The sequence below is a fragment of the Pseudomonas sp. FSL R10-2189 genome, assembly GCF_009600325.1.
Taxonomy (GTDB): domain Bacteria; phylum Pseudomonadota; class Gammaproteobacteria; order Pseudomonadales; family Pseudomonadaceae; genus Aquipseudomonas; species Aquipseudomonas helleri.
The window spans coordinates 1-23,404 of record NZ_WIVZ01000010.1 but is presented as its reverse complement, the minus strand read 5'-3'; the positions used below and the strand labels follow the sequence as shown (position 1 = coordinate 23,404).

The 23,404-nt window shown below is 60.1% G+C and carries 18 protein-coding genes and 1 pseudogene; 8 read left to right on the top strand and 11 right to left on the bottom strand.

Going from position 1 to position 23,404, the window contains the following annotated elements; all coding sequences use genetic code 11:
- Position 1: 1 nt before the first annotated feature.
- The 4 genes from GHO32_RS10010 to GHO32_RS09995 all read right to left on the bottom strand — a co-directional run bounded on the left by GHO32_RS10010 (position 2) and on the right by GHO32_RS09995 (position 6,475).
- Complete coding sequence (locus GHO32_RS10010) at positions 2 to 3,067, bottom strand: efflux RND transporter permease subunit (protein WP_153336780.1); 3,066 nt, start codon at positions 3,065 to 3,067, stop codon at positions 2 to 4.
- A gap of 10 nt (positions 3,068 to 3,077) precedes the next feature.
- Positions 3,078 to 4,214: an efflux RND transporter periplasmic adaptor subunit gene (locus GHO32_RS10005; RefSeq protein WP_368668485.1), complete on the bottom strand. Its 1,137-nt coding sequence runs from the start codon at positions 4,212 to 4,214 to the stop codon at positions 3,078 to 3,080.
- 226 nt (positions 4,215 to 4,440) lie between these two features.
- Positions 4,441 to 5,496: a hypothetical protein gene (locus GHO32_RS10000; protein ID WP_153336781.1), complete on the bottom strand. Its 1,056-nt coding sequence runs from the start codon at positions 5,494 to 5,496 to the stop codon at positions 4,441 to 4,443.
- Between the two features lie 40 nt (positions 5,497 to 5,536).
- Entirely contained in the window at positions 5,537 to 6,475 is a 939-nt protein-coding gene (locus GHO32_RS09995; RefSeq protein ID WP_153442827.1) for a DMT family transporter, read from the bottom strand.
- A gap of 370 nt (positions 6,476 to 6,845) precedes the next feature.
- Here GHO32_RS09995 and GHO32_RS09990 point away from each other — a divergent pair, with 370 nt between their 5' ends.
- Positions 6,846 to 7,247: a VOC family protein gene (locus GHO32_RS09990; RefSeq protein WP_153336783.1), complete on the top strand. Its 402-nt coding sequence runs from the start codon at positions 6,846 to 6,848 to the stop codon at positions 7,245 to 7,247.
- 40 nt (positions 7,248 to 7,287) lie between these two features.
- On the opposite strand, the gene GHO32_RS09985 is transcribed toward GHO32_RS09990, so the two are convergent.
- Together GHO32_RS09985 and GHO32_RS09980 are read right to left on the bottom strand one after the other, a co-directional pair.
- Positions 7,288 to 8,559, bottom strand: coding sequence for an MFS transporter (locus tag GHO32_RS09985; RefSeq protein ID WP_153336784.1), 1,272 nt, complete (start codon positions 8,557 to 8,559; stop codon positions 7,288 to 7,290).
- Between the two features lie 126 nt (positions 8,560 to 8,685).
- On the bottom strand, positions 8,686 to 9,642 hold the full coding sequence (locus tag GHO32_RS09980) for a LysR family transcriptional regulator (protein WP_153336785.1): 957 nt from the start codon (positions 9,640 to 9,642) through the stop codon (positions 8,686 to 8,688).
- A gap of 98 nt (positions 9,643 to 9,740) precedes the next feature.
- On the opposite strand from GHO32_RS09980, the gene GHO32_RS09975 reads away from it, so the two are divergent.
- From GHO32_RS09975 to GHO32_RS09945, 7 genes are all read left to right on the top strand, one after another.
- A complete protein-coding gene (locus GHO32_RS09975) occupies positions 9,741 to 10,481 on the top strand; it encodes an SDR family oxidoreductase (protein WP_153336786.1) in 741 nt (246 codons plus the stop codon).
- A gap of 106 nt (positions 10,482 to 10,587) precedes the next feature.
- Entirely contained in the window at positions 10,588 to 11,436 is an 849-nt protein-coding gene (locus GHO32_RS09970; RefSeq protein ID WP_153336971.1) for an ureidoglycolate lyase, read from the top strand.
- Between the two features lie 39 nt (positions 11,437 to 11,475).
- Positions 11,476 to 12,447: a D-erythronate dehydrogenase gene (gene denD / locus GHO32_RS09965; RefSeq protein WP_153329106.1), complete on the top strand. Its 972-nt coding sequence runs from the start codon at positions 11,476 to 11,478 to the stop codon at positions 12,445 to 12,447.
- 140 nt (positions 12,448 to 12,587) lie between these two features.
- Positions 12,588 to 13,964, top strand: a complete 1,377-nt coding sequence (locus tag GHO32_RS09960; protein ID WP_153336972.1) for an MFS transporter — start codon at positions 12,588 to 12,590, stop codon at positions 13,962 to 13,964.
- A complete protein-coding gene (locus GHO32_RS09955; RefSeq protein ID WP_153338286.1) occupies positions 13,961 to 14,845 on the top strand; it encodes an NAD(P)-dependent oxidoreductase in 885 nt (294 codons plus the stop codon). Before GHO32_RS09960 ends, GHO32_RS09955 begins: the two co-directional genes overlap by 4 nt.
- A 22-nt stretch (positions 14,846 to 14,867) precedes the next feature.
- A complete protein-coding gene (locus GHO32_RS09950) occupies positions 14,868 to 16,652 on the top strand; it encodes an IlvD/Edd family dehydratase (protein WP_153336840.1) in 1,785 nt (594 codons plus the stop codon).
- A 112-nt stretch (positions 16,653 to 16,764) separates the two neighbouring features.
- Positions 16,765 to 17,946 (top strand): fumarylacetoacetate hydrolase family protein, encoded by a 1,182-nt coding sequence (locus tag GHO32_RS09945; RefSeq protein WP_153336839.1) that lies wholly within the window; start codon positions 16,765 to 16,767, stop codon positions 17,944 to 17,946.
- A 99-nt stretch (positions 17,947 to 18,045) separates the two neighbouring features.
- Here the strand turns inward: GHO32_RS09945 and GHO32_RS09940 are convergent, their stop codons facing one another.
- The 5 genes and pseudogenes from GHO32_RS09940 to GHO32_RS09920 form a co-directional block, all read right to left on the bottom strand.
- Positions 18,046 to 18,273 (bottom strand): hypothetical protein, encoded by a 228-nt coding sequence (locus tag GHO32_RS09940; RefSeq protein WP_153336838.1) that lies wholly within the window; start codon positions 18,271 to 18,273, stop codon positions 18,046 to 18,048.
- A pseudogene (locus GHO32_RS09935) lies at positions 18,270 to 19,458 on the bottom strand (colicin E3/pyocin S6 family cytotoxin). The gene GHO32_RS09940 and the pseudogene GHO32_RS09935 overlap by 4 nt, the downstream one beginning before the upstream one ends.
- Positions 19,459 to 19,664: 206 nt before the next feature.
- A complete protein-coding gene (locus tag GHO32_RS09930) occupies positions 19,665 to 21,014 on the bottom strand; it encodes an MFS transporter (RefSeq protein WP_153336842.1) in 1,350 nt (449 codons plus the stop codon).
- Positions 21,015 to 21,180: 166 nt separating this feature from the next.
- A complete protein-coding gene (locus GHO32_RS09925) occupies positions 21,181 to 22,836 on the bottom strand; it encodes an ABC transporter ATP-binding protein (protein WP_153336837.1) in 1,656 nt (551 codons plus the stop codon).
- A partial coding sequence (locus GHO32_RS09920; RefSeq protein WP_153338285.1) for an ABC transporter permease occupies positions 22,833 to 23,404 on the bottom strand: 572 nt, incomplete at its 5' end. The genes GHO32_RS09920 and GHO32_RS09925, both read right to left, overlap by 4 nt.

The following is a 23,404-nucleotide window of genomic DNA, read 5'->3' as shown; positions in this document are numbered from 1 at the left end:
ATCAATCCGCCCTGGCTGCGCGGCGACCCCGCAGGCGCTGCCCGAGGTCATGCATCGCGAGGAAGATCACCGGGGTCGAAAACAGCGTCAGCAACTGGCTGAGCAACAGCCCGCCAATGATCGCGATCCCCAACGGGTGGCGCAGTTCAGAGCCAATGCCGGTGCCCAGCGCCAACGGCACCGCGCCGAACAGCGAAGCCATGCTGGTCATCAGAATTGGCCGAAAGCGCAATGCCGCCGCCTGCTTGATCGCCTGCACCGGGCTCAAGCCTTCGCGTCGCTCAAGGTCGAGGGCGAAGTCGACCATCATGATGCCGTTTTTCATCACGATACCGATCAGCAGCACGATGCCGATCAGGCCGATGATGTCGAACTGGGTGCCGGTGACCAGCAGCGCCAGCAACGCCCCCAGCGCCGCCGAGAGCAAGGTGGAGAGAATGGTGATCGGGTGCACGAAGCTCTCGTAGAGCATGCCCAGCATCAGGTACACCACCACAATCGCCGCCAGCACCAGCACGGCCTGATTGGCCAACGACGCCTCAAACGTCGCCGCCGCACCCTGCAACGACACTTGCACCGAGGCGGGCATCGCCACCTGCTGCTCGATGGTCTTGAGCCGGGTCAGGGCCGTGCCCAGGGTGTTGCCCGGTGCCAGGTTGAACGAGATGTCGGCATACGGAAACTGCCCCAGCCGGTTGATCGTCAGCGGCGCCGGCACCACCTGCATGGTCGCCATGCTCGACAGCGGCGCCACCCCGCCGCCGGGGATGTCAACGTAGAGCCCGGTGAGCAAATCCGCGAGGTTTTTGGGTGAATGGTCGGTGGCCATCACCACGTGGTACTGGTTGAGCTGGGTGTAAATGGTCGACACCTGACGCTGGCCGAAGGCGTCATAGAGCACGTCGTCAATCGCCTGCGGGGTAATGCCCAGACGCGAAGCGGTGGCGCGGTCAAACGTGAGCTGGATCTGATTGCCAAACTGCATCGCCTGGCTTTGCACATCGGTGAAGGTCGGGTCTTGCTTGATCGCCGCCATCAGCTTGCCGGTCCATTCCTGCAACACCTGCGGGTCGGTGGCTTGCAAGCCGAGGCGGTAACTGGTGGTGGCTACGCTGGCGTCAAGGGTCAGGTCTTGCACCGAGTGCAGGTACAGCCGGATCCCGGCGACGTCGGCGTTGGCATCGGCCAGACGCCGGATCACCGTGCTGGCGCTGTCGCGCTGCTCACGCGGCTTGAGGTTGATCAGCAAATTGCCCTGGTTGATGGTCGGGTTGGTCTGATCAATACCGACAAACGACGACAGGCTCTGCACCGCCGGATCGCGCAAAATGCGCGAGGCCAGGCGCTGTTGCTCGACCTGCATCTGCTGGAACGAAATAGTCGGCGAGGCCTGGGAAATCCCCTGAATCAGCCCGGTGTCCTGATCAGGGAAAAAGCCCTTGGGCATGACCGTCAGCGTCAGCACCGTGAGCACGGCGGTGAACACCACCGACAGCAGCGCCAGGGTGCGGTGCGCCAGCACCCAGTTCAGGCCGCGCACATAGTGCTGGTTGATGCGATCAAAAAAGTCTTCGCGGCGCGCCTGCGGGTGCGCCTTGAGCATGCGCGCGCACATCATCGGCGTCAGGGTCAGGGTAATCGCCGCCGACATCACGATGGTCACGGCCACGGTCATGGCGAACTCACGGAACAGCCGCCCCACTACGTCACCCATAAACAACAGCGGGATCATCACCGCAATCATCGCCAACGACAGCGAGATGATGGTGAAGCCGATTTGCGCCGAGCCCTTGAGCGCGGCCTGCAATGGCGTATCCCCCTCCTCCAGGTAACGGCTGATGTTTTCGACCATGACAATGGCATCGTCGACCACAAAACCGATGGCAATGGTCAGCGCCATCAAGGTCAGGTTATTCAGCGAAAAGCCCAGCGCATAGGCCACCGCCAGGGTGCCGAGCAGGGTCAAGGGCACGGTCACGGCCGGAATAAGGGTGGCCGCGACGTTACGCAAAAACAGGAAGATCACCAGCACCACCAGCACCACGGCAACCGCCAGTTCGTACTGCACGTCAGTGACCGAGGCGCGAATGGTCTGGGTCCGGTCGGTGAGCACCGCCACCTTGAGCGTGCCCGGCAAACTGGCGCGCAGCGTGGGCAGCAACTGCTGCACGCGGTCGACCACCTCAATCACGTTGGCCCCCGGCTGGCGCTGGATGCTCAGCACAATCGACGGGGTTTCGTTGGTCCAGGCGGCCTGGCGCGGGTTCTCCGGGCCTTGGGTCGAAGTAGCAATTTGTGACAGGCGGATCGCGGCGCCGTTTTTATAGGCGATCACCAGATCGCGGTATTCCTCGGCCGATTGCAACTGGTCGTTGGCACCAATGGAATACGCCTGGAACTTGCCGTCGATGCTGCCCTTGGCCTGGTTGACGTTGGCGGTGCCCAGGGAGGTGCGCAGATCGTCCAGCGACAGCCCGAGGTTATTCAGCGCCGAGGTATTGGCTTCGACCCGCACCGCCGGGCGCTGGCCGCCGCTGATGGTGACCAGGCCAACGCCGCTGATTTGCGAGATTTTCTGCGCCAGCCGGGTGTCGGCCAGGTCTTCGATTTTGTTCAGCGCCAGCACGTCCGAGGTCAGCGACAGGGTCAGCACCGGCGCATCGGCCGGGTTGACCTTGCTGTACACCGGCGGGTACGGCAGGTTGGCAGGCAAGAACGTGACGGCGGCGTTGATCGCGGCCTGCACCTCTTGCTCAGCCACATCCAGCGACAGCGCCAGATCAAACTGCAAGGTCACCACCGAGGCGCCATCCGAGCTGGTCGAGCCCATGGACTTGAGGCCGGGCATCTCGCCCAACTGGCGCTCAAGCGGCGCGGTAATCGACGAACTGATCACCTCGGGGCTGGCGCCGGGGTATTGGGTAAACACCTGAATGGTCGGGTAATCGACCTCCGGCAAGGCCGACACCGAGAGCAGGCGGTAACCCAGAATCCCCAGTAACAGGATCGCGACCATCAACAAACAGGTGGCCACCGGGCGTTCAATAAAGGGGCGAGAGACGTTCATCAGCGGCGACTCACTGTGCGACTACTTTAATGGCCGAGCCGTTGTCGAGCTTGTCTGCACCTTCCGTGATCACCTGCTCCCCCGGCTTGACCGAAGCGTCGAGAATTGCGGTGACATCGCCCACGCTCGGCCCGGACTTGACGTTGCGCAGGCTGGCCTTGTTGCCCGCCACCACAAACACGAAGTCGCCCTGGCTGCCGTGTTGAATGGCCCGGGTCGGCACCACCGGCACTTGATCCAGCGTCTGCGCCTTGAGCCGCGCATTGACGAACTGATTGGGGAACAGTACATGCTCGGCGTCATCGAACTGCGCCTTGACCTTGATCGTGCCGGTGCTGGTGTCGACCTGGTTATCCAGCGCCAGCAGTTGCCCGCTGGCCAACAGGTTTTGCTTGTTGCGGTCATAAGCCAGCACGCTGACAACGCCAGCCGCCTTGGCCTGATTGATCGCCCCCAGGTAGTCCTCGGGCACGGCAAACACCACCGTGGCGGGCTTCATCTGCGTGATCACCGCAATCGCGGAGGTGCTGGCGGTGGTCACATAGTTGCCGGGGTCAACCTGGCGCAACCCGACAATCCCGTCCACCGGCGAGGTGATGGTGCAATAACTCAACTGCACCTCAAGGTTTTGCACGCTGCCCTGATCGGCGGCCACCGTGCCCAGTTGCTGCGCCACCGTAGAGATTTGCGTATCGAGGGTTTGTTGGCTGATGGATCCGGCCTTGATCAACTCGCGGTAGCGCGCCAAGTCACGCTGGGCGTTGCTCAACACCGCCTGATCGTGGGCCAGAATGCCTTGGGCCTGAGCCAGTTGCGCCTTCAGCGCGCGGTCGTCGATGCGGGCGATCACCTGCCCTTTGCGCACCTGCTGGCCTTCCTTGAACTCCACCGAGGCCAGAATGCCGTCGACCTGCGTAATCACCGTCACGCTCTGCGTGGGCGTGACCGTGCCGAGGGCATCGATGTACACCGGCACATCCTGCGGCACCACCGCCACCGCCGCCACCGGCTCGGCCCGCCCGCCCATGCCCATGGGCCGGTCTTTGTGCGCCATGCCGGGCCAATGGGCATACAGCGACCAAGCAATGGCCAGCACAACCAGCGCACTGAGCGCCCAGATAAAAGTGTGTCGTCTGCTCGTGTTCACACGCGTCACTCACCAAAAGAAGGCTGAGTTCAGAGTATCGAAGCGGTGACGCGTGAAATTAAATTCGGTGACAGCTTACAAAGGTTTTACACAGCCCTGACAGGACGCTGAATCTGCGGTGTTTATGCAGTGATTCTGGCTGTTGGTGCAACGTCGGAACATTGGGTGCTGCTGGCATCCTCCATCCTCAGCCTCTGCGCGAGTGACAGAGATGCTCGCTTAGCCTTCAATAGATGAGTTTCGGTGAGTTCACTCCTCTAATTGGAGGAAATGGATTGAAATTGATAGCTTCGTGATCGACGGGATAACCGTGAAACATACCAAAATCGATGGAGCCAAGTTCATACTGCATCGTAGTGAAATACTCAATTGTCAGCCACTTCCACTTTTCGATTGAAGGATCATCAACATCAGTAACTTTTCTCGTTAACAGATCTGGAATCAGTACATCCGTATGATAGTTAGCCGAATACTTTTTCTCAGAAAACCCCTCAGGCACAGTAGACGGCCTCGAAAGATGAGGACACGTATTCTCCGGATCAATATTATGCCAGCTAGTTGACCTCTTATTCTTAAGGCTGATACCGCCGTTCCCTATGGACTGCCATGCCAGCCGCTGAATATTCTTAACTGCCTCATCCAGATCATTTGCAAGCCCTTGACTGACCATATTATTTGCATAATGCCCTACTGAATTTATTGAAATAATTGCCCCACCGGGCACTCTGCGATCATGATTAGCCGTATGATGCACCGTCGTATGAAAAAAATTAATACCCGCCTTATACAAAAACAACTTACCATCCTGTATCAATGGTGCTGCCTCCGTATAGATAACATCTGTATTAACAGGCGCATACTCGTTAAATATCAGATTAGAAAACCCCCTAAACACCTCAACCAAGCTATCTGAAGGAGGCAGATCAATAAGCTTTCTGATATTAAAAAAGTACAACACAGCATCGCTCTTTCCTTTGGAACACGCCTGCTTCCATTCCAGACGGCAAGCTTGAAGGTATGCTTTAAGATGCTCCTGCCCTAACGCAACGTCATTATCATCAATAACATAGACACTTAGCTGAATAGTCTGCTTTCCTGTCGAGGCTAACCTGCCTAACATACAAGGCTGCTTTCGCTTAATCCAACCCAATATGATTTCTTTTTTCTTTTCCTTATCTGACTCTCCCAGCAGCGCTTTATTTACGACATCCAGATCCTCCCCATAAGAATTTGTCTCACAGGATAAATCAGGCAATTTGGATAAAAGCAACGTTACATCCACGTGACACCTCCTAAACTGAGTACCAGCTGGCTTTATATGACTATTTTTTTATGTCATTCTTCAACGTGCTTTCTGAAGCAGCATTTTTAGCAATCAGCACCAGCGCAATTATCGTCAGTGCGGCACCTCCCACTTGTAAAATTGAAAGTTTCTCTCCCAAAAAAACAACAGCGCCAACTACACCAATGATAGGAACAAGGTTTAAAAACATTCCCGCCAAGCCGGCACGAATGTGTTTCAATGAATAAATATAAAAAGAGAAGGCGAGAGCATACTGCACAACTCCCGAAATTAGCGCCAACCCCCATATTTCCAAGGAACTCGGCAATGCCGCGAACGCTTTACTGTCGGGGTAAATAGTCCATTCCAACGGTAACATCAAAATAGAAGCTACCAATGCAAGAGTTTGCTGACAAGCCACTATATAAAAAACGTCCTGCTCTTTTTTGATACGAGAGGACAGAACAACATAGAACGCAGCAGACAGCATACCCAATGAAATCAGGCTCGCGCCAAGCCAGCTTTCTTTAATATTTCCGCCATGTATATCTAACGCAAAGAACAACCCTACCAACATCATTGCTGACAGCACTATAAAATTTATCGACGGTATTTCCTTCAAGAGAAGCATCGCCAGAAGCACAATCATTATCGACTCCAACGATTGTAATAACGAGGCCTCTGACGCTCCCGTAAAAGTCAAACCAATCAGCACCAAGACATATGTCAAACACGGCTCAAGCAAGCCTAATAAACTTAATCTAAACAACACGTCAACCGTCGGGACAGGGGCGTTTCTGAACGCTACAACGCACCAAAGAAACGTCACACTCGCCATCAACTGAACAATTAATAATGTGACAGGATAGAAGTTATCAAGAGCGCCTTTTGACATAACTAACGCGCTCCCCCAACAGATTGCAGCCATGGTTGCGGAGGCTATACCGACTGAAGCGCGACTTGTTTTATTGGGCGCCATTAATTTCGCCTTTCCTCATTTTAAATAAATAGTCTTCCGAATTACTCCCGCCCTACCCAAACCCAGAAACAAGCGTGGATCTTTGAGCTACATTTATGCGCATGATCAACATGTGTCAATACCGTAACCATGCTCTTAACTAGGCCATCTCTGTCGTAATACACCGACAACCCCATGGCAGAGCTAACGAGCCTAATTAATTCGATAAGTTTCAACAAATACTATATGTAGGACTATTTGTAGGACTTGTAGGTGCGCCCTCAGGAACTGAGCCCGATAGAAAACTCGCGGCGCAAAAGTTAGCATCCGTTTAGCCACACAAAAAAATGTGGCCGGACGCTAATCAAAAAATCCTACACAAGGGGAAAGCATGTTCAGTCACATTCAGATTGGCGCACGAAACCTCGACGCCATGATCGCTTTTTACGATGCCGTACTTACCCCTTTGGGATTAGTACGCATGACTGATCATGATGACGGCCCCGCCGGTGCGGGCTGGCACTTGCCCGGTCAGAAATGGCCACAATTTTTCGTGCAATTGCCTTTTAACGGATTACCCGCAACGTCGGGTAACGGCGTACAGGTCAGCTTTGCAGCAAGCTCGCAAGACCAGGTAAGAGCTGCCTGGCAAGCGGCAACCACTTCAGGGGGCACGGATGAGGGAGCGCCGGGGTTGCGGCCTCAGTACTCAGCCGATTTTTTTGGTGCGTACTGTCGCGATCCCGAGGGCAACAAACTCTGCTTTGTCCACGCCGAAGGCCTGGTTCGATAGAGCAATCACCCTCATCGTCGAGCAACCCTGCGCCGCTGAGCTACGCCGTGGCCGCTGTAGCTTTCATATTGGTCACCGGCGCTGAAGGTTCTTTAAGCAGTGCAAAGTAGGCAAACGCCGAGCACAGGGCGACGACCGCGCTGATGATGAAGGCTGATGAGAACGAGCCGCTCTGTTGCACGCTAAAGCCCGTGAGGATCGGCGCAATGGAGCCCGCCAGGTAGCCACCAAAGTTCTGGATCGAACCAAACGAGGCGACTCGCTCAGACGGCACGATGGTGTTGACGATCATCCACGCGGTGGCGCTGGAGATGTTGATGAAGAACATGGTCAGGCACAGCAGCACCACGCACGCAACGACGTTGGTGGTGAAGGCCACGATCAGGGTGAACAGCGCCCCGCCGAGCAAGCCGAGGATGACCATCAGTTTGCGGCTGGCCAACACGCGCATGCCGCGCGCCACCAGTTTGTCGCAACAACGCCCGGCCACGATGGTGCCCAAGGCGCCAAACAGGTAGGCCAGCGACACCACCCAGGCGGTGCGGTACAGGTCAAGGCCGTGTTCGCGCTCAAAGTAGCCCGGCAGCCAGGTCAGGTTGAGCCAGATCATGTAGATCACGCCCATAAAACCGAGAAACGCGCCCCATGTGTTGCGCTCTTTGAACAACGCGGTCCAGCGCAGTTTCGGCGCCGCTTTCTGTTGCACCGCCACCGGTTCTGCACGGCCGGTGGCGGCCATGTATTCGGCTTTGCTTTTGTAGAATTTGAACCAGCACAGCGCCAGCACCAACCCGACGACACCGGTGAGGATAAACATGCCGCGCCAGCCCAGATGGACCATGAACAACGTCAGCAACGGCGGCGCCAGGCACGGGCCGATGCAGGTCGAGGACCACACCCAGCCGGTGGCCGTGCCGCGCTCTTGGGTGTCGAACCATTCGGACAAGGCCTTGGCTGCCGAGGGGAACACCGGCGCTTCGCCAATGCCCAGCAACACCCGCAGGCCGACCAGATGGCCGTAGCTGCTGAACAGGCCAAAGGCCGCTTGGGCCACCGACCACACCATCAACGAACCGCCCAGGGCGAGTTTGCTGCCGAGTTTGTCGATCAACGCGCCGAGGGGTAATTGCGAGAAGGCGTAAGCGATGGAGAAGGCTGAGAGCATGACGCCCATTTGCATGGGGCTGATGGCCAGGTCTTTCTGGATGGTGGTGTTGGCGATGGACAGGGCACTGCGGTCGAGGTAGTTGACGACTCCAATCATAAACAGGAAAAAAATCGTCAGCGTCTTGTAGCTTTTTATTGTTTTCATACGCGCCTCTAGTGAGCGGTGGCGCCCTACCCGCGCAACACATCGGCGGGTGGGCGACTTGCACTCTAAATGCCCACCTGCGCGCTGCCCAATCACAAGATCCCATCGGTTAATAACCGCGCGTTATCAAGGCGTCTGGCGGGCTCCACGCACAGCATCGGGGCCGCTCAACAGCGCGTCGATAAACGCCTGCATCGACCAGCTCGGCGGTTCGTTGCGCCGGGTGATGATGCCGTAATCAGCCAGCACCAACGGAAACGGTAACGCCAGACGGGTCAGGCGCCCGGCCTGGATTTCCGGTTCGGCCATGGACTCAGCCAGCATCGCGACCACCGGGGCGGTTTGCAGCAGTTGCATGGTGGTTTGCAGCGACACGGTTTCGACGGTGTTTTCCGGGGTTTGCATGTTGGCTTCGATAAACGCCCGCTCCAGCCGCGCGCGCATCGGCGTGCCCGTCGGGTAGACCACCCAGGGCCAACTGCCGAGGTCGGTCAGCGGGGTTTCGCTGGCGCCCGCCAACGGGTGCTGGCTGCCCGTGACCAGACACAGCGGCTCGGGGGCCAACGGCTGAAAATCAAACAATTCACGGTGCCGGTCGAGGGTGAAGCGCGCCACCACCAGGTCCAGCTCCTTATGTTCAAGCATGGTCAGCATGTTGGCGCTGGTGCCCTCCAGCACTTCGATTGTGAGCAAGGGCCATTGTTGCTTGACCTCGACAATCGCCGCGGGCACTGCCACCGCAGCGGCCGCATAGATGGTGCCGACTTTCAAAAAGCCATGCCCGCCCTGGCGCAGATGGTTGATCTGGACCACAAACTGCTGGGTGTCATTGAGGGCGATTTGCGCAAAGCGCGCCACGTGACTGCCAAGGTCCGTCAGCGACATGCTGCGCGGCAAACGCTGGAACACATCAAAGCCCAATTGGTGCTCGATCTCGCGCAGCATCTTGCTCACCGCCGGCTGGCTGATGTTCATTTCCTGGGCCGTGGCGTGCATGTTTTGCGTGCGCGCCAGGGTGTCGATTAGCACCAAATGGCGGAACCGTAACCAGTTGCACAGTTGATTAAACGCGACTTCCGCCATCCGATAACCTCCCGTTATTAAGGCTTGAGAATATCTCATTGGCGATTATCGCAGCGCAACATTAGTGTTGGCCCCATAAGAACAATGGATCCGCACTCATGAACCTCGCCAACAAACGCGTTTTGATTACCGCGGCGGCAAACGGCATTGGTCGCGCTTCGGTGCGGGCCTTGCGCGACGCAGGCGCCACGGTCATCGCCACCGACTTGAACGTCGATGCCTTGCACGACATTCCGGGTATTCAGGCGTTATCGCTGGACGTCACCCAACCGGCAGCCATCGACGCCATTCGCCAGCAAGTCGGCACCCTCGATGTGCTGTTCAACTGCGCAGGCTACGTGCACAGCGGCGCGCTGCTGGAATGCGACGACAGCGCCTGGCAATTCTCTTTCGACCTCAACGTCACCGCCATGTACCGGATGATCCGTGCCTTCTTGCCGGGCATGCTGGACAACGGTGGCGGCTCGATCATCAACATGGCCTCGGTGGCGTCCAGCGTGAAGGGCGTACCGAACCGTTTTGCCTACACCGCCAGCAAAGCGGCGGTGATTGGCTTGACCAAATCGGTGGCGACCGATTACATCAGTCAAGGGATTCGTTGTAACGCCATATGCCCAGGCACGGTGGACTCGCCTTCGCTGCGCCAGCGCATTGCCGAACAGGCCCGTGAGCAAGGGCGTTCGGAGGCTGAGGTGTATCAAGCGTTTGTGGCTCGCCAGCCCATGGGCCGCATCGGCAGCGCCGAAGAAATCGCCCAGTTGGTGGTGTACCTGGCCAGCGATGCCAGCAGCTACACCACCGGCACCACGCAGATTATTGATGGCGGGATGAGCAACTAATTCCCACTGTAGGAGCGAGCTTGCTCGCGAGCTTTTAAAAGATCAAAAGATCGCGAGCAAGCTCGCTCCTACAAAAACAGGTTTCAACTTTAGAACAGGAGCTTTTATGAAACTGCTGCGCTACGGCGAAAAAGGTCAGGAAAAACCCGGTCTGCTCGATGCCCAAGGCAATATCCGAGATTTGTCGGCGCATATCGCCGATGTCGCCGGCAAGGCGCTGGAGCCTGCAAGCCTTGAAGCCCTGAGTAAAATCGACCCGGCCAGCCTGCCGCTGGTCAACGGCTCGCCACGCATCGGCGCCTGCGTCGGGCAGGTCGGCAAGTTCATTTGCATCGGCCTTAACTACGCCGACCACGCGGCTGAATCCGGGCTGGCCGTGCCGTCGGAGCCGGTGGTTTTCAACAAGTGGACCAGCGCCATTTGCGGCCCTAATGATGACGTCGAAATCCCTCGCGGTTCGGTCAAAACTGACTGGGAAGTCGAGCTGGGCGTGGTCATCGGCAAAGGCGGCCGCTACATCGACGAGAGCAACGCCCTGGACCACGTCGCCGGTTACTGCGTGATCAACGATGTGTCTGAGCGCGAATGGCAACTGGAACGCGGCGGCACCTGGGACAAAGGCAAGGGTTTTGACACCTTCGGCCCCATTGGTCCATGGCTGGTGACCCGTGACGAAATCCGCGACCCGCACCACCTCAAGCTGTGGCTTGAGGTCGACGGACAGCGCTACCAGAACGGCAATACCAACACCATGGTGTTCCAGATCCCGGCGCTGATTGCCTACCTGAGCCGCTGCATGTCGCTGCAACCGGGCGATGTGATTTCTACCGGCACGCCGCCGGGTGTGGGCCTGGGGATCAAGCCGGAGCCAGTGTACCTGCGCGCCGGCCAGCAGATGCGCCTGGGCATCGAAGGGCTGGGCGAACAGCAGCAACGTACGGTGCAAGCCGACTGATTACACCGCTCAAACAACTATAAGAAACAGGAGCAACACATGCGCATCCTCATCACTGGCGGTACCGGCTTTATCGGCAAGCAACTGGCTCAACGCCTGGCAGATTTGAACACCCTGACGCTGGAAGGCGAAGCACCGCGCACCATCGAACGCATCGTGCTGTTCGACGCCTTTGCCGGTGAAGACGTACCCAATGACCCGCGCATTGAGCTGGTGACCGGCGATGTTGCCGACCCTGAAGTGATCGCCCGTGTCACCGATGGCGTGGACCTGGTGTGGCACCTGGCGGCAGTGGTCAGCTCGGCCGCCGAGGCGGATTTTGACTTGGGCATGCAGGTGAATTTGCACGGCCTGATGCTGCTTCTCGAAACCCTGCGCAAGCAAGGCACCGCGCCGCGTCTGGTATACGCCAGCGGCTTCGCAGTGTTCGGCGGCAAGCTGCCGGAGGTGGTGGACGACGACACCGTGCTCACCCCGCAATCGTCCTATGGCATGCAAAAAGCCGTCGGTGAATTGCTGGTGGCCGACTACGCCCGTAAAGGTTTTGTGGATGGCCGCGTGTTGCGCCTGCCGACCGTGGCGGTGCGCCCCGGCAAACCGAACAAAGCCGCGTCGACCTTTTTTAGCTCGATCATCCGCGAGCCGCTGGTGGGCCTGCCTGCCGTGTGCCCGGTGCGCCCCGACACGCGCGTGTACCTGACCTCGCCACGGCGCATTGTCGAGTCGATGTTGCTGGGCATGACCCTGTCGCCGCAGACCCTGGGCGGCGAGCGCATCATCCCGCTGCCGGGCGTGACCACCACCGTGGCCGACATGGTCGCGGCGCTGCAACGGGTGGCCGGTGATAAAGCCACACAACTGATTCGCTGGGAGCCGGATGCAACCATCCAGCGTATTGTCGAAAGCTGGCCAAGCAAGGTTGAAGCCCCGCGTGCCCGTGCACTGGGCTTCACCGCCGACCCGGACTTCGACGCCATCGTGCGTGCGCACATAGAAGATACTGCACAGTAACTGACAGCCGCTCTACACCTCCCCTGTGGGAGCGGGCTTGCTCGCGATGATATCGATTCGGTCTACTGCCACACCGCGTCGCCTGGATCGCGAGCAAGCCCGCTCCCACAAACAACAATAAAAAATTGAGGCCGTGCGATATGACCACCACCCCGCTTCCGGATGTCACTGACATCGAGCAACAAACGATCAAGCGCGTCACCAAGCGCATGATCCCCTTTCTGATCCTCCTGTTTGTGGTCGCCTTTCTGGACCGCAACAACGTCGGTTTCGCCGCCCTGCGAATGAACGACGACATCGGTATCAGCCAGACCCTGTATGGCCTGGGTGCCGGTATTTTCTTCCTCGGCTACTTCATTTTCGAAGTACCGAGCAACGTCTTGCTGCACCGCTACGGCGCCCGCGTGTGGATCGCCCGGATCATGGTGACCTGGGGCATCATCGCCGGGGCCATGGGCTTTTTGCAGACGCCGGTGCACTTTGTCTCACTGCGTTTTCTGCTGGGCATCGCTGAAGCCGGCTTCTTTCCGGGGGTGATTTACTTGCTGTCGCTGTGGTTTCCGAGCCGCTACCGGGCACGCATGATCGCCACCTTTTACCTCGGCGTACCCATCGCACAAGTGATCGGCGCACCGCTGTCGGTGGGCCTGATGGAAATGGGCGACGCACTGGGCTTCGTCGGCTGGCGCCTGATGTACATCGTCGAAGCCGTACCGGCAGTGATTCTCGGCGTGGTCTGCTACTTCTACCTCACCGACCATCCGCGTCAGGCCCACTGGCTGACCGATGCGCAGCGCAACTGGCTGATCAACACCCTGGAACATGAAGAGCGCAACAAACCGCTGGTGGTGGGCATTCAACCGAGCAAATGGCAGATGATCCGCAAGGCGTTGTCCAGCCGTCAGGTATGGCTGCTGGCGCTGGTGTACTTCGGCATCACCTCGGGCTCCAACGCCATGAACTTCTTTATGCCCACCGTTCTGGCCTCGTTCCGTGGCTCGTTCGGGCTGGAAATAGGCCTGATGCAAAACGGCCTGATCACCGCCATCCCTTACGCCTTGGCCGCTGTTGCCATGATCTGGTGGAGCCGTCGTTCGGACCGCCTGCAAGAACGTCACTGGCACGCAGGCGGTGCCGCCATGCTCGCTGCTGTGTCCATCGCCGTGGCGCTGTGGCTGAACCAGCCGTGGATCATCGTGATCGGCTTCATCCTGCTGGCCATGGGCGTTTACAGCGCGATCAACGTGTTCTGGGCCGTGCCAGGGCAAGTGCTCACTGGCTTGGGCGCTGCCGCCGGGATTGGCCTGATCAACTCCATCGGTAACCTCAGCGGCTTTATCGGCCCTTACCTGACCGGTTACCTGTTCAACGTGACCGGCAGCTACACCCCGGGCTTCCTGGTGATTGCCGCACTGGTCGGCGCCGGTGGTCTGGGCATGGTGTTGATGCCACGTAACAAGGTGTCGCTGGGCAACGCCGCCGGCGCAACCTCTGCAACCGTAGGAGGCAAGGCATGAGCCTGCAAACCGTAGCGTTTATTGGCACCGGGATCATGGGCAAGCCCATGGCCCGCAACCTGTTGCACGCCGGCTACCCGGTACGGGCCTGGAACCGCTCGGTGGCCAAGGCCGAGGAATTGTCCGCCCAGGGCGCCGAGGTGTTTGCCACCCCGGCCGAGGCGGCCAAAGGCGCTCAGGTGCTGATCTGCATGCTCAGCGATGGTCCGACCTGTGACGAGGTGCTGTTTGGTGAAAACGGCGCCGCCAAGGCCCTGGCGCCGGGCGCGCTGGTAGTGGTGATGAGCTCGATCCCGGTCGACACCGCCGTCGAACACGCCCGGCTGAGCGCCGAACTTGGCTTGCGCTACCTCGACGCCCCGGTGTCGGGGGGCGAGCGCGGGGCCCGTGAAGCGAGCCTGGCAATTATGGTCGGCGGCGAAACCGCCGCCTTTGAACAAGGCCGCGCCGTACTGGCGGCCATGGGCCGCCCGGTGCATGTCGGCCCGGCCGGCACCGGCGAGCTGTCAAAACTGGTCAATCAACTGATCGTGGCCAGCACCATCGCCACCGTCGCCGAAGGCCTGTTGCTGGCTGAGCGCGGCGGCGCCGACCCGTCCAAGGTGCATGAAGCCTTGATGGGCGGTTTTGTCGATTCACCGATCTGGCGTCAACACGGTCAGCGCATGCTGACCAACGACTTCACCCCCGGTGGCCCGGCCAAATGGCAACTCAAAGACACCCGCACCGCCCTCGCCCAGGCGCACAAGCTCGGCTTGTCGCTGCCGGTGGCCAGCCTCGTCGACGGGCTGTTTGCAGCCATGGTCGAGGCCGGTGACGGCGAGCTTGATCACGCCGGATTGATCCGCCAGTTACGCCGCAACAACACTTTGCCTGAATAAAAATAATTTGCTGGAGCCTGCCATGACCGAATCCACCCCACGCCGCCTGCGCAGCCAGTTATGGTTCGATGATCCCAGCCATGCTGACCTCACCGCGCTGTACGTTGAGCGCTACATGAACCAGGGCCTGACCCGCGCCGAGCTGCAATCGGGGCGGCCGATTATCGGCATCGCCCAGACCGGCAGCGACCTGACCCCGTGCAACCGTCATCACATCGAACTGGCCAAGCGGGTCAAGGATGGCATCCGCGATGCGGGCGGGATCCCGATGGAATTCCCGGTGCACCCGATTGCCGAGCAATCACGCCGCCCGACCGCCGCACTGGACCGCAATCTGGCCTATCTGGGCCTGGTCGAAGTGCTGCACGGCTACCCGCTGGATGGCGTGGTGCTGACCACCGGCTGCGACAAAACCACCCCGGCGTGCCTGATGGCCGCCGCTACCACCGACTTGCCGTCTATCGTGCTGTCCGGCGGGCCGATGCTCGACGGTTGGCACAAAGGCCAGCGCATCGGCTCCGGCACGGTGCTGTGGCATGCGCGCAATTTGCTCAGCGCGGGCGAGATCGACTACGAAGGGTTCATGACCCTGACCACCGCCTCGTCGCCCTCGGTGGGCCACTGCAACACCATGGGCACCGCGCTGTCGATGAACGCGCTGGCCGAAGCGTTGGGCATGTCGTTGCCGGGTTGCGCGAGCATTCCGGCGCCGTACCGCGAGCGCGGGCAAATGGCTTATGCCACCGGCATGCGCATTGTCGATCTGGTGCGCGAAGACGTGCGCCCGTCGCAGATCATGACCCACGCCGCCTTCGAAAACGCCATCGCCGTGGCCTCGGCCCTCGGCGCCTCCACCAACTGCCCGCCTCACTTGATCGCCATCGCCCGTCACAGCGGCATCGACCTGTCGCTGGACGACTGGCAGCGTGTCGGCGAAGACGTGCCGTTGCTGGTCAACTGCATGCCCGCCGGTGAATACCTGGGCGAAAGCTTCCACCGTGCGGGCGGCGTTCCGGCGGTGATGCACGAACTGGACAAAGTCGGCCGTCTGCACCGCGATTGCTTGACCGTGAGCGGCCGCAAGATGGGCGAAGTGGTGGCCGATTGTGTGACCGGCGACCGCGACGTGATCCGCTCCTACGAAGACCCGTTGATGCACCGCGCAGGCTTTATCGTGCTCAGCGGCAACTTCTTCGACAGCGCGATCATGAAGATGTCGGTGGTCGGTGAGGCGTTTCGCAGCACCTACCTCAGCGACCCCGAGCGGCCCAACAGTTTTGAAGCGCGGGCCATCGTCTTTGAAGGCCCGGAAGACTATCAGGCGCGCATCAACGACCCGTCACTGGACATCGACGAGCGCTGCATTCTGGTGATTCGCGGCTGCGGCACCGTGGGTTTCCCCGGCAGTGGCGAGGTGGTCAACATGACCCCGCCGTCCGCCATGATCAAGGCCGGTATCGACTCGTTGCCGTGTATGGGCGACGGTCGCCAGAGCGGCACCTCGGCCAGCCCGTCGATCCTCAACATGTCCCCGGAATCGGCGGTGGGCGGCGGCCTGGCGTTGCTGCGCACCGGTGACCGCCTGCGCGTCGACCTCAATGCGCGCAGCGTCAACCTGCTGGTGGACGAAGCCGAACTCGACGAACGTCGCAAAGAACCGCTGCCACCGCTGGCCCCGTCGCAAACCCCGTGGCAGGAACTGTACCGCCAACTGGTCGGCCAGTTGTCCACCGGCGGCTGCCTGGAACCGGCCACCCTGTACTGGCGCGTCATCCCGGAAAACGGCCCGCCGCGCCACTCTCATTAACCTTCCCAACCCCCTGTAGGAGCGAGCTTGCTCGCGAGCTTTTAAGATCAAAAGATCGCGAGCAAGCTCGCTCCTACGGGGGGCGTTCGCCCAAAATTCGAGGATTGCCCCCATGAACACGCTGCAATTGAACATTGAAAACTCCCTGCCGCACGACTGGCAACGGGCAACCCTGGTCGGTCGCGTGTGGCTCCCCGGCGAACGCGGCGGCCCGGCCGTGGTGGTGATTCGTGACGGCGAAGTGATCGACTGCAGTGCGCACTTCGCAACCCTCAGCCTGTTGCTCGACCATGATCAACCCCTGCAAGCGGTGCGCGAAATCAGCGGCACGTCGCTGGGCTCGATCGAGGACCTGCTGGCCAACAGCGGCGAACAGCGCGACCCGGCAAAACCGTACCTGCTGGCGCCCACCGACCTGCAAGTGATCAAGGCCGCAGGCGTGACGTTTGCCTCCAGCATGATCGAACGGGTCATCGAAGAAAAAGCCGGTGGCGATGCCCTGCGCGCCGAAGAAATCCGCGCCCTGGTGCAAGCGGCCATCGGCGATAACCTGCGCGACCTCAAACCCGGCTCGCCCGAGGCGATGCGCCTCAAGCAGGTGCTGATCGAGCAAAAAATGTGGTCGCAATACCTGGAAGTCGGCATCGGTCCGGACGCCGAGATTTTCACCAAGGCGCCAATATTGGCCGCCGTCGGCAGCGGCAACGCGATTGGCATTCACCCCGGTTCCAGCTGGAACAACCCTGAACCTGAAGTGGTGCTGGCCGTCGACAGCCAGGGCCGCATTTATGGCGCGACGTTGGGCAACGACGTCAACCTGCGCGACTTCGAAGGCCGCAGCGCGCTGCTGCTGAGCAAAGCCAAGGACAACAACGCCTCGTGCGCCCTGGGGCCGTTTATCCGTTTGTTCGACGAGCATTTCAGCCTCGACGATGTGCGCAACTGCGAAGTGACTTTGCGGGTTGAAGGCCAAGACGGCTACGTGCTCAACGGCAAAAGCTCAATGAACCAGATCAGCCGCGACCCGGCCGACCTGGCCGCGCAAACCCTCAACGAAAACCACCAATACCCGGACGGCTTCGTGCTGTTTCTCGGCACCCTGTTTGCCCCCACCGACGATCGCGACCATCCCGGCCAAGGCTTCACCCACAAACCGGGCGACGTAGTGAGTATTTCATCGCCGACATTGGGCGCTCTGCACAACCGCGTGACCACCAGCGACCAGGCCCCGCGCTGGACGTTCGGCGTGGGCGACTTGATGAAGAATTTGGCCGAGCGCGGGTTGTTGGGGTAAGGCAACATCCACTACTGAAAGGGGCCAACTGCGGCCCCTCTTATGTGGATCTTTTACTGTCAGGCGCCGGTGCCCGGGGGTTGAGTTGACAGCCTCTGACTATTCACAACTGCTTAGATACAGATTCAGACCGTCAGGAAAGCTAACCAATGCCAGATTCGATATTTCCTCGGCTTGAGCGGGTGAAATGGGAAAGTCTGCGCCAATACAATCTGTGCTCTCGCTCCACTTCATAACAGGCATTAAATCTTGAACAGACAGATTTACTTCGTGTTCATAAACAAGTTCATCTTTGCCTTTCTCGAATCCCATCACTAAAAATTTCATGGCTCAATTCTCCGTGTCTTATCAGCTGGTTTAGTTTGCTCACCCGTTTCTGGATTAAATTCACCTAAATGGTGTCCGCGTTTATTGAATTTCTCCAGAGCTCCATGTTGGCGATCCCATTCATAAATGAAACCTTCAGAATCACGCCACCTCGGGCGTAGCCCGCCTCCACCTTGGACTGATGTTTTGGGGCTTCCACGCTTTGCAGTTGGAAAAGCGGCTAAAGGTCCTTTGGGTGTTGGATGGTACTTATGCCCCGGCACACTCAACACAATATAAAGCGGTGCCACCCCCGAATCAGCCGGGAACACCAGGATGAAGTCCTTGTAGTCCGGCGGGTAGATCGGGTTGACGATGATTGTGTCGGCGCTCTTGGTCGGCGGGAAGATCCAGATAGGCGGTATGTGAGGAGCGCCTTTTAACGGCGGGATGCCGAGCGTGTCGTGTGGATCTGTCGCAGGTGTCCAGATCAGTTCGACACCATCACCAAAGTCCGCCACGTATTGCGAGCCGCGCTGGCTGAACTGGATAACGTCGATCATTTCCCATTCGGGTTTTGTGCCGGTATAGAAGCCATAGCCCTTGAGCGCGCCATCAGCCTGTTGTTCAACGTACAAGCGCATGCGGGTACGGGCTTGCTTGAGTGAGCGCAGTTGGTCTTCGGTGTACAGGGCGCTGTCGGCAAGATCAGACGGCCAGAAAAAAGGCTACCAAGCCTGCCAAAAGACTCGCAATCATGGTTCCGCCGGCCGTTGCTGCGACTCCCAAGGCCAAACCGCCGACACCTGCCAGTACAGCACCACTGATGATTTCTAGCGGGACTAACCCAGAACTGTCTGCCTGACGGGCACCCAAAATTGCGAAATGGCCGTAATCGCTCAGGCTGTCGACGGGCACAAAGCCCGTGGGGTCGGTGTAGTTGATAACCGCATCGGGCAGCTTGCTGCACTTGGCGAATACACAGCCCCGACGCTCAGGTTTCTGCGAGCTCTGCTGAGCTACCGATTCAGCCCGGCGTCGCTCCATGTAGGCATCTTGTCGGGCCTGAATGGCCTCGTAGGCCTTGATACCGTCGTCGCGTTCTTTGAGTTCGGCGGGGGTCATGTCGTCAAAGTACGAAGCCCCTTGACCACCATCGCCACCCACACGCCGACGTGTTTGCGTCACGCCTTGCTTGTTGCTCATAAGACGCCTTCCTGTAGGAGAGCGCCGCACGGTATCGGCATGAATAGGCGCTAGAAATCAGGCGGGTCGGCAGTGCGTGTAGGCTTGGGGAGTTTCTATTGAGGGATTTGGCGCACGACACACCACGTGTAGGAGCGAGCTTGCCTCGCGATCTTTTGATCTTTTAAAAGATCGCGAGGCAAGCTCGCTCCTACAAGGGATATGGGTTAGTAGACTGCTTCGCCCGCACCGGCGGCGAGGCGGCGGAATATCAGCGCTGAGGCCATGCAGGCGATGCCGCAGAGCACCAGCATGGCGGCAACATCGCTGGTTTGCGGCACGCTGTGCCCGCGCAGGTTCATCAACACGCCCAGCAGTGAGGCCATCAGACCCACCGACAGGCTCATGCTTAATTGCACGGTCATGGCCGACAGGCTGCTGGCGCGGCTGCTCAGTGCGGCAGGCACGTCGGCGTAGGTCAGCGCGCCGAGGGTGCTGTATTGCAATGAACGAATCACCCCACTGCCAAACAGCATTAGCACGATGACGCTGTAGGGGGTGGCGTCGGTAAAACTCGCGCATGAGGCCAGGGTCAGGCCGGTCAATACGGCGTTGATCACCAGCGTGCGGCGGATGCCGTAACGGCGCACCACGCGCACGGCCAGCAGTTTCATCGCAAAGGCCCCGGCACCTCCGGCCAACGTCAGTAACCCGGCGTGCAACGGGCTCAGGCCAAAACACAGCTGGAACATCAGCACCAGCAAAAACGGTAACGACGAGGTGCCCAGACGCAGCAGGTTGCCGCCCCAAAAGCTGATGCCGTAGCTGGGGATGCGCAGCAGTTTCAGGTCCAGCAGCGGCTCGGCGCAGCGTTGTGCATGGCGGATGTATAACGCGCCGCAGAGCACGCCGACAGCGATCATCAGCGCCACCCACAGGTGCGGCAACAGGCCGTGGCCCAGCGCTTCGAAGCCGAACACCAGCGCCGCCATGGCCACCGCGCTGAGCGCCAGCCCGCGTACATCCAACCCCTGCTCGCGCACGCCGGGGTAGTACGGCACATGGCGCAGCACCAGCACGATGCCGACCAAACCGATGGGCACATTGATCAGGAAGATCCAGTGCCACGACCAATAGGTGACCATCAGGCCGCCCAACGGCGGGCCGAGCATGGGGCCGATCAACGCCGGGATGGTCAGGTACGACAGGTTGCGCAGCAGGTCTTCACGGGGTGACCAGCGCAATAAAATCAACTGCCCCACGGGCACCATCATCGCCCCCGCCGCGCCCTGGAGCATGCGCGCCAGGCACAGTTGCAGCAGTGAGTTGGAGGCGGCGCAGGCCAGGGATGAAGCGATAAACAGCGAGATGGCGATCACGAATAATCGACGCGGCCCGTAGCGGTCAGCCACCCAGCCGCTAACCGGCACACACAGCGCAGCCCCGAGCATGTAGAGCGAAACCACCAGGTTCATGCGGATGCTCGGCGCGCTGAAGTCGCTGGCCATTTGCGGCAAGGCAGTCATGACGACGGTGGAGTCGATCAGTTCCATGCACAGCGCACAGCCAATGATCATCGGCACGCGCCGCGATAACGGGCGCGTGTGCGGGAGGGTTTGGGCGATGGTCACTCAGGGGGTTCTCGATGAGGATACGTTTTGCACGGTTTCGCCCTGACGGCATGGCACATGCCAGATCAAAAGATCGCGAGGCAAGCTCGCTCCTACAGGGCGTAGAACGGGGTTAGATGGCCAATTTAAGGAAGTCGAAGGCCATGCGCCGGCCGCTTTCCAGGTGCGGGATGGCGTCCAGCAGGGCTTGGGTGTACGGGTGTTGCGGGTGGTCGAAGACGTCGCGCACGCGGCCGCTTTCGACGGCTACGCCGTCTTTCATTACCAGCACGTCGTCGCTGACGTGGTTGATCACGCCCAGGTCGTGGGAGATGAACAGGCAGGCCAGGCCCAGGCGCTGTTTGAGGTCGTCGAGCAGTTCGAGGATTTGCGCCTGCACCGAGACGTCCAGCGCCGAGACCGGTTCGTCGCACACCAGTATCTGCGGCTGCGCCGCCAGGGCGCGGGCAATGGCGATGCGCTGGCGCTGGCCGCCCGACAGTTCAATCGGGCGGCGCTCGAGCATTGCCGCGTCGAGTTTGACTAAAGCCAGCAGTTCTTCGGCGCGCCGGGGCCATTCGCTGCGCTTGTGCCCGGCCACTTCCAGCGCTTCGTTGAGCACACGGCGCACGCTGTAGCGCGGGTCGAAGGAGCTGAGCGGGTCCTGGAACACCACTTGAATGCTGCGCCGCAGTTGGCGTTTTTCTGCCGCAGACAGGCTCAGCCATGGCTGGCCTTTGATATGGATGTCGCCGCTGTCCGGGGTTTCCAGACCGAGGATCATCCGTGTGAGGGTGGTTTTGCCCGAGCCGGACTCACCAACGATGCCCAAGGTTTTGCCCCGGCGCAGTTGCAGCGACACTTGGTTGACCACGGTGCGATCTTTGCCGTCCGGCCCCTTGAAGGATTTGCTCAAGCCGTTGACCTGCAACAGCGGCGGCGTTTGCTCGGCCTTGGCCGTGACGATGCTCAGCGGGGTACGCGCCGCGCTTTGGTTGCGGCGAAAGTGCACCGCCCTGCCCGTGCGCAGCAAGTATTGGGTGTAGGGATGCTGCGGGTCGTGCAGCACGTCGTCGACGTTGCCCTGCTCGACGATGATGCCGTTATGCATCACCGCCACCCGGTTGGCCAGCCGCGAGACCACGGCCAAGTCATGGCTGACGATCAGCATCGCGGTGCTCTCGCCGCGCAGGGATTCGAGCAAGGTCAGCACTTGCGCCTGCACGGTGGTGTCGAGGGCCGTGGTGGGTTCGTCGGCGATCAGTAAGCGCGGGTTGCAGGCGATGGCCGAAGCAATCAGCGCCCGTTGGCGCAAGCCGCCGGACAATTGATACGGGTACTGCCGCGCGCGTAATTCCGGCTCGGGCACGCCCACCGCGCGCAGCAGTTCGATGACTTTGGCGTCACGCTGCGCCCGGTCGAGGTCGGTGTGCAGCTGCAGCGGTTCAGCAATTTCCTTGCCCACCAGCCGCAACGGGTCGAGGGAACCCAGGGCGTCCTGCATGACAAAGCCGATTTGCGCGCCGCGTATTTTGCGCCAGGTGCGTTCATCAAACTGACGCAGGTCCTGCCCGGCAAACGCCAGTGTGCTGGCCTGGACCTGCGCACGGGCTCCGGTGAGCCCGGCGAGGGTGCGCGAGGTCACGCTTTTGCCCGAGCCGGACTCGCCTACCAGCGCCAGGCACTCGCCGGGATGCACCTGAAAACTCACGCCCTTGAGGGTCGGCGCCGCGTGCGCGCCAAAGCGTACGTGGAGGTTTTGCACATCGATCAGAGGTTGTGTACTCATGCCCGTTTCCCTTCGCTGCGACGCAACAGTTCGCGGCCGATCGCGCTGATCGAGACCACGGTCAATGTGATTGCCAGGGCGGGCCATGCCACCAGCCACCAGGCGTTGGCCAAATAGTTGCGGCCCATGGCGAGCATCCCGCCCCACTCCGGCGCTGGCGGCGCGGCGCCAAAACCCAAAAAGCTCAAGGCCGCGCCGTTGACGATGTTGCCGCCAATGCCGATGGTGGCCAGGATCAATATCGGTTTGATCGCGTTGGGCAGCACATGCCGCAAGATCACTAAATGCCGGGGCAGCCCCAGCGTGGTGGCCGCTTCGACGTAACCGGCGCCGCGCACCACCAGGGTTTGCGCCCGCACCAAACGCGCATAACGCGGCACGTTGGCAATGCCGATAGCGAGGATGATGTTGAGCTGGCCCTGGCCGAAGAAGGTGATGATCACCAGCGCCAGCAACAGGTCGGGAAACGCCAGCAGCACGTCGATCACGCGCATGACGGCGCCGTCCAGCCAGCGCGGGCCGAGCCCCGCCGTCAGGCCCAGCAAAGTGCCCAGCAGCAGGCCGACCG

Excerpts from the sequence above, each read along its gene's own strand:
- GHO32_RS09970 (WP_153336971.1), top strand. The coding sequence starts at position 10,588 with ATGAAACTGCTGCGCTACGGCGAAAAAGGTCAGGAAAAACCCGGTCTG.
- GHO32_RS09945 (WP_153336839.1), top strand. The coding sequence starts at position 16,765 with ATGAACACGCTGCAATTGAACATTGAAAACTCCCTGCCGCACGACTGG.
- denD (WP_153329106.1), top strand. The coding sequence starts at position 11,476 with ATGCGCATCCTCATCACTGGCGGTACCGGCTTTATCGGCAAGCAACTG.
- GHO32_RS09995 (WP_153442827.1), bottom strand. The coding sequence starts at position 6,475 with ATGGCGCCCAATAAAACAAGTCGCGCTTCAGTCGGTATAGCCTCCGCA.
- GHO32_RS09930 (WP_153336842.1), bottom strand. The coding sequence starts at position 21,014 with ATGATCATTGGCTGTGCGCTGTGCATGGAACTGATCGACTCCACCGTC.
- GHO32_RS09925 (WP_153336837.1), bottom strand. The coding sequence starts at position 22,836 with ATGAGTACACAACCTCTGATCGATGTGCAAAACCTCCACGTACGCTTT.
- GHO32_RS09955 (WP_153338286.1), top strand. The coding sequence starts at position 13,961 with ATGAGCCTGCAAACCGTAGCGTTTATTGGCACCGGGATCATGGGCAAG.
- GHO32_RS09990 (WP_153336783.1), top strand. The coding sequence starts at position 6,846 with ATGTTCAGTCACATTCAGATTGGCGCACGAAACCTCGACGCCATGATC.
- GHO32_RS09980 (WP_153336785.1), bottom strand. The coding sequence starts at position 9,642 with ATGGCGGAAGTCGCGTTTAATCAACTGTGCAACTGGTTACGGTTCCGC.
- GHO32_RS09960 (WP_153336972.1), top strand. The coding sequence starts at position 12,588 with ATGACCACCACCCCGCTTCCGGATGTCACTGACATCGAGCAACAAACG.
- GHO32_RS09985 (WP_153336784.1), bottom strand. The coding sequence starts at position 8,559 with ATGAAAACAATAAAAAGCTACAAGACGCTGACGATTTTTTTCCTGTTT.
- GHO32_RS09940 (WP_153336838.1), bottom strand. The coding sequence starts at position 18,273 with ATGAAATTTTTAGTGATGGGATTCGAGAAAGGCAAAGATGAACTTGTT.
- GHO32_RS09975 (WP_153336786.1), top strand. The coding sequence starts at position 9,741 with ATGAACCTCGCCAACAAACGCGTTTTGATTACCGCGGCGGCAAACGGC.
- GHO32_RS09950 (WP_153336840.1), top strand. The coding sequence starts at position 14,868 with ATGACCGAATCCACCCCACGCCGCCTGCGCAGCCAGTTATGGTTCGAT.
- GHO32_RS10010 (WP_153336780.1), bottom strand. The coding sequence starts at position 3,067 with ATGAACGTCTCTCGCCCCTTTATTGAACGCCCGGTGGCCACCTGTTTG.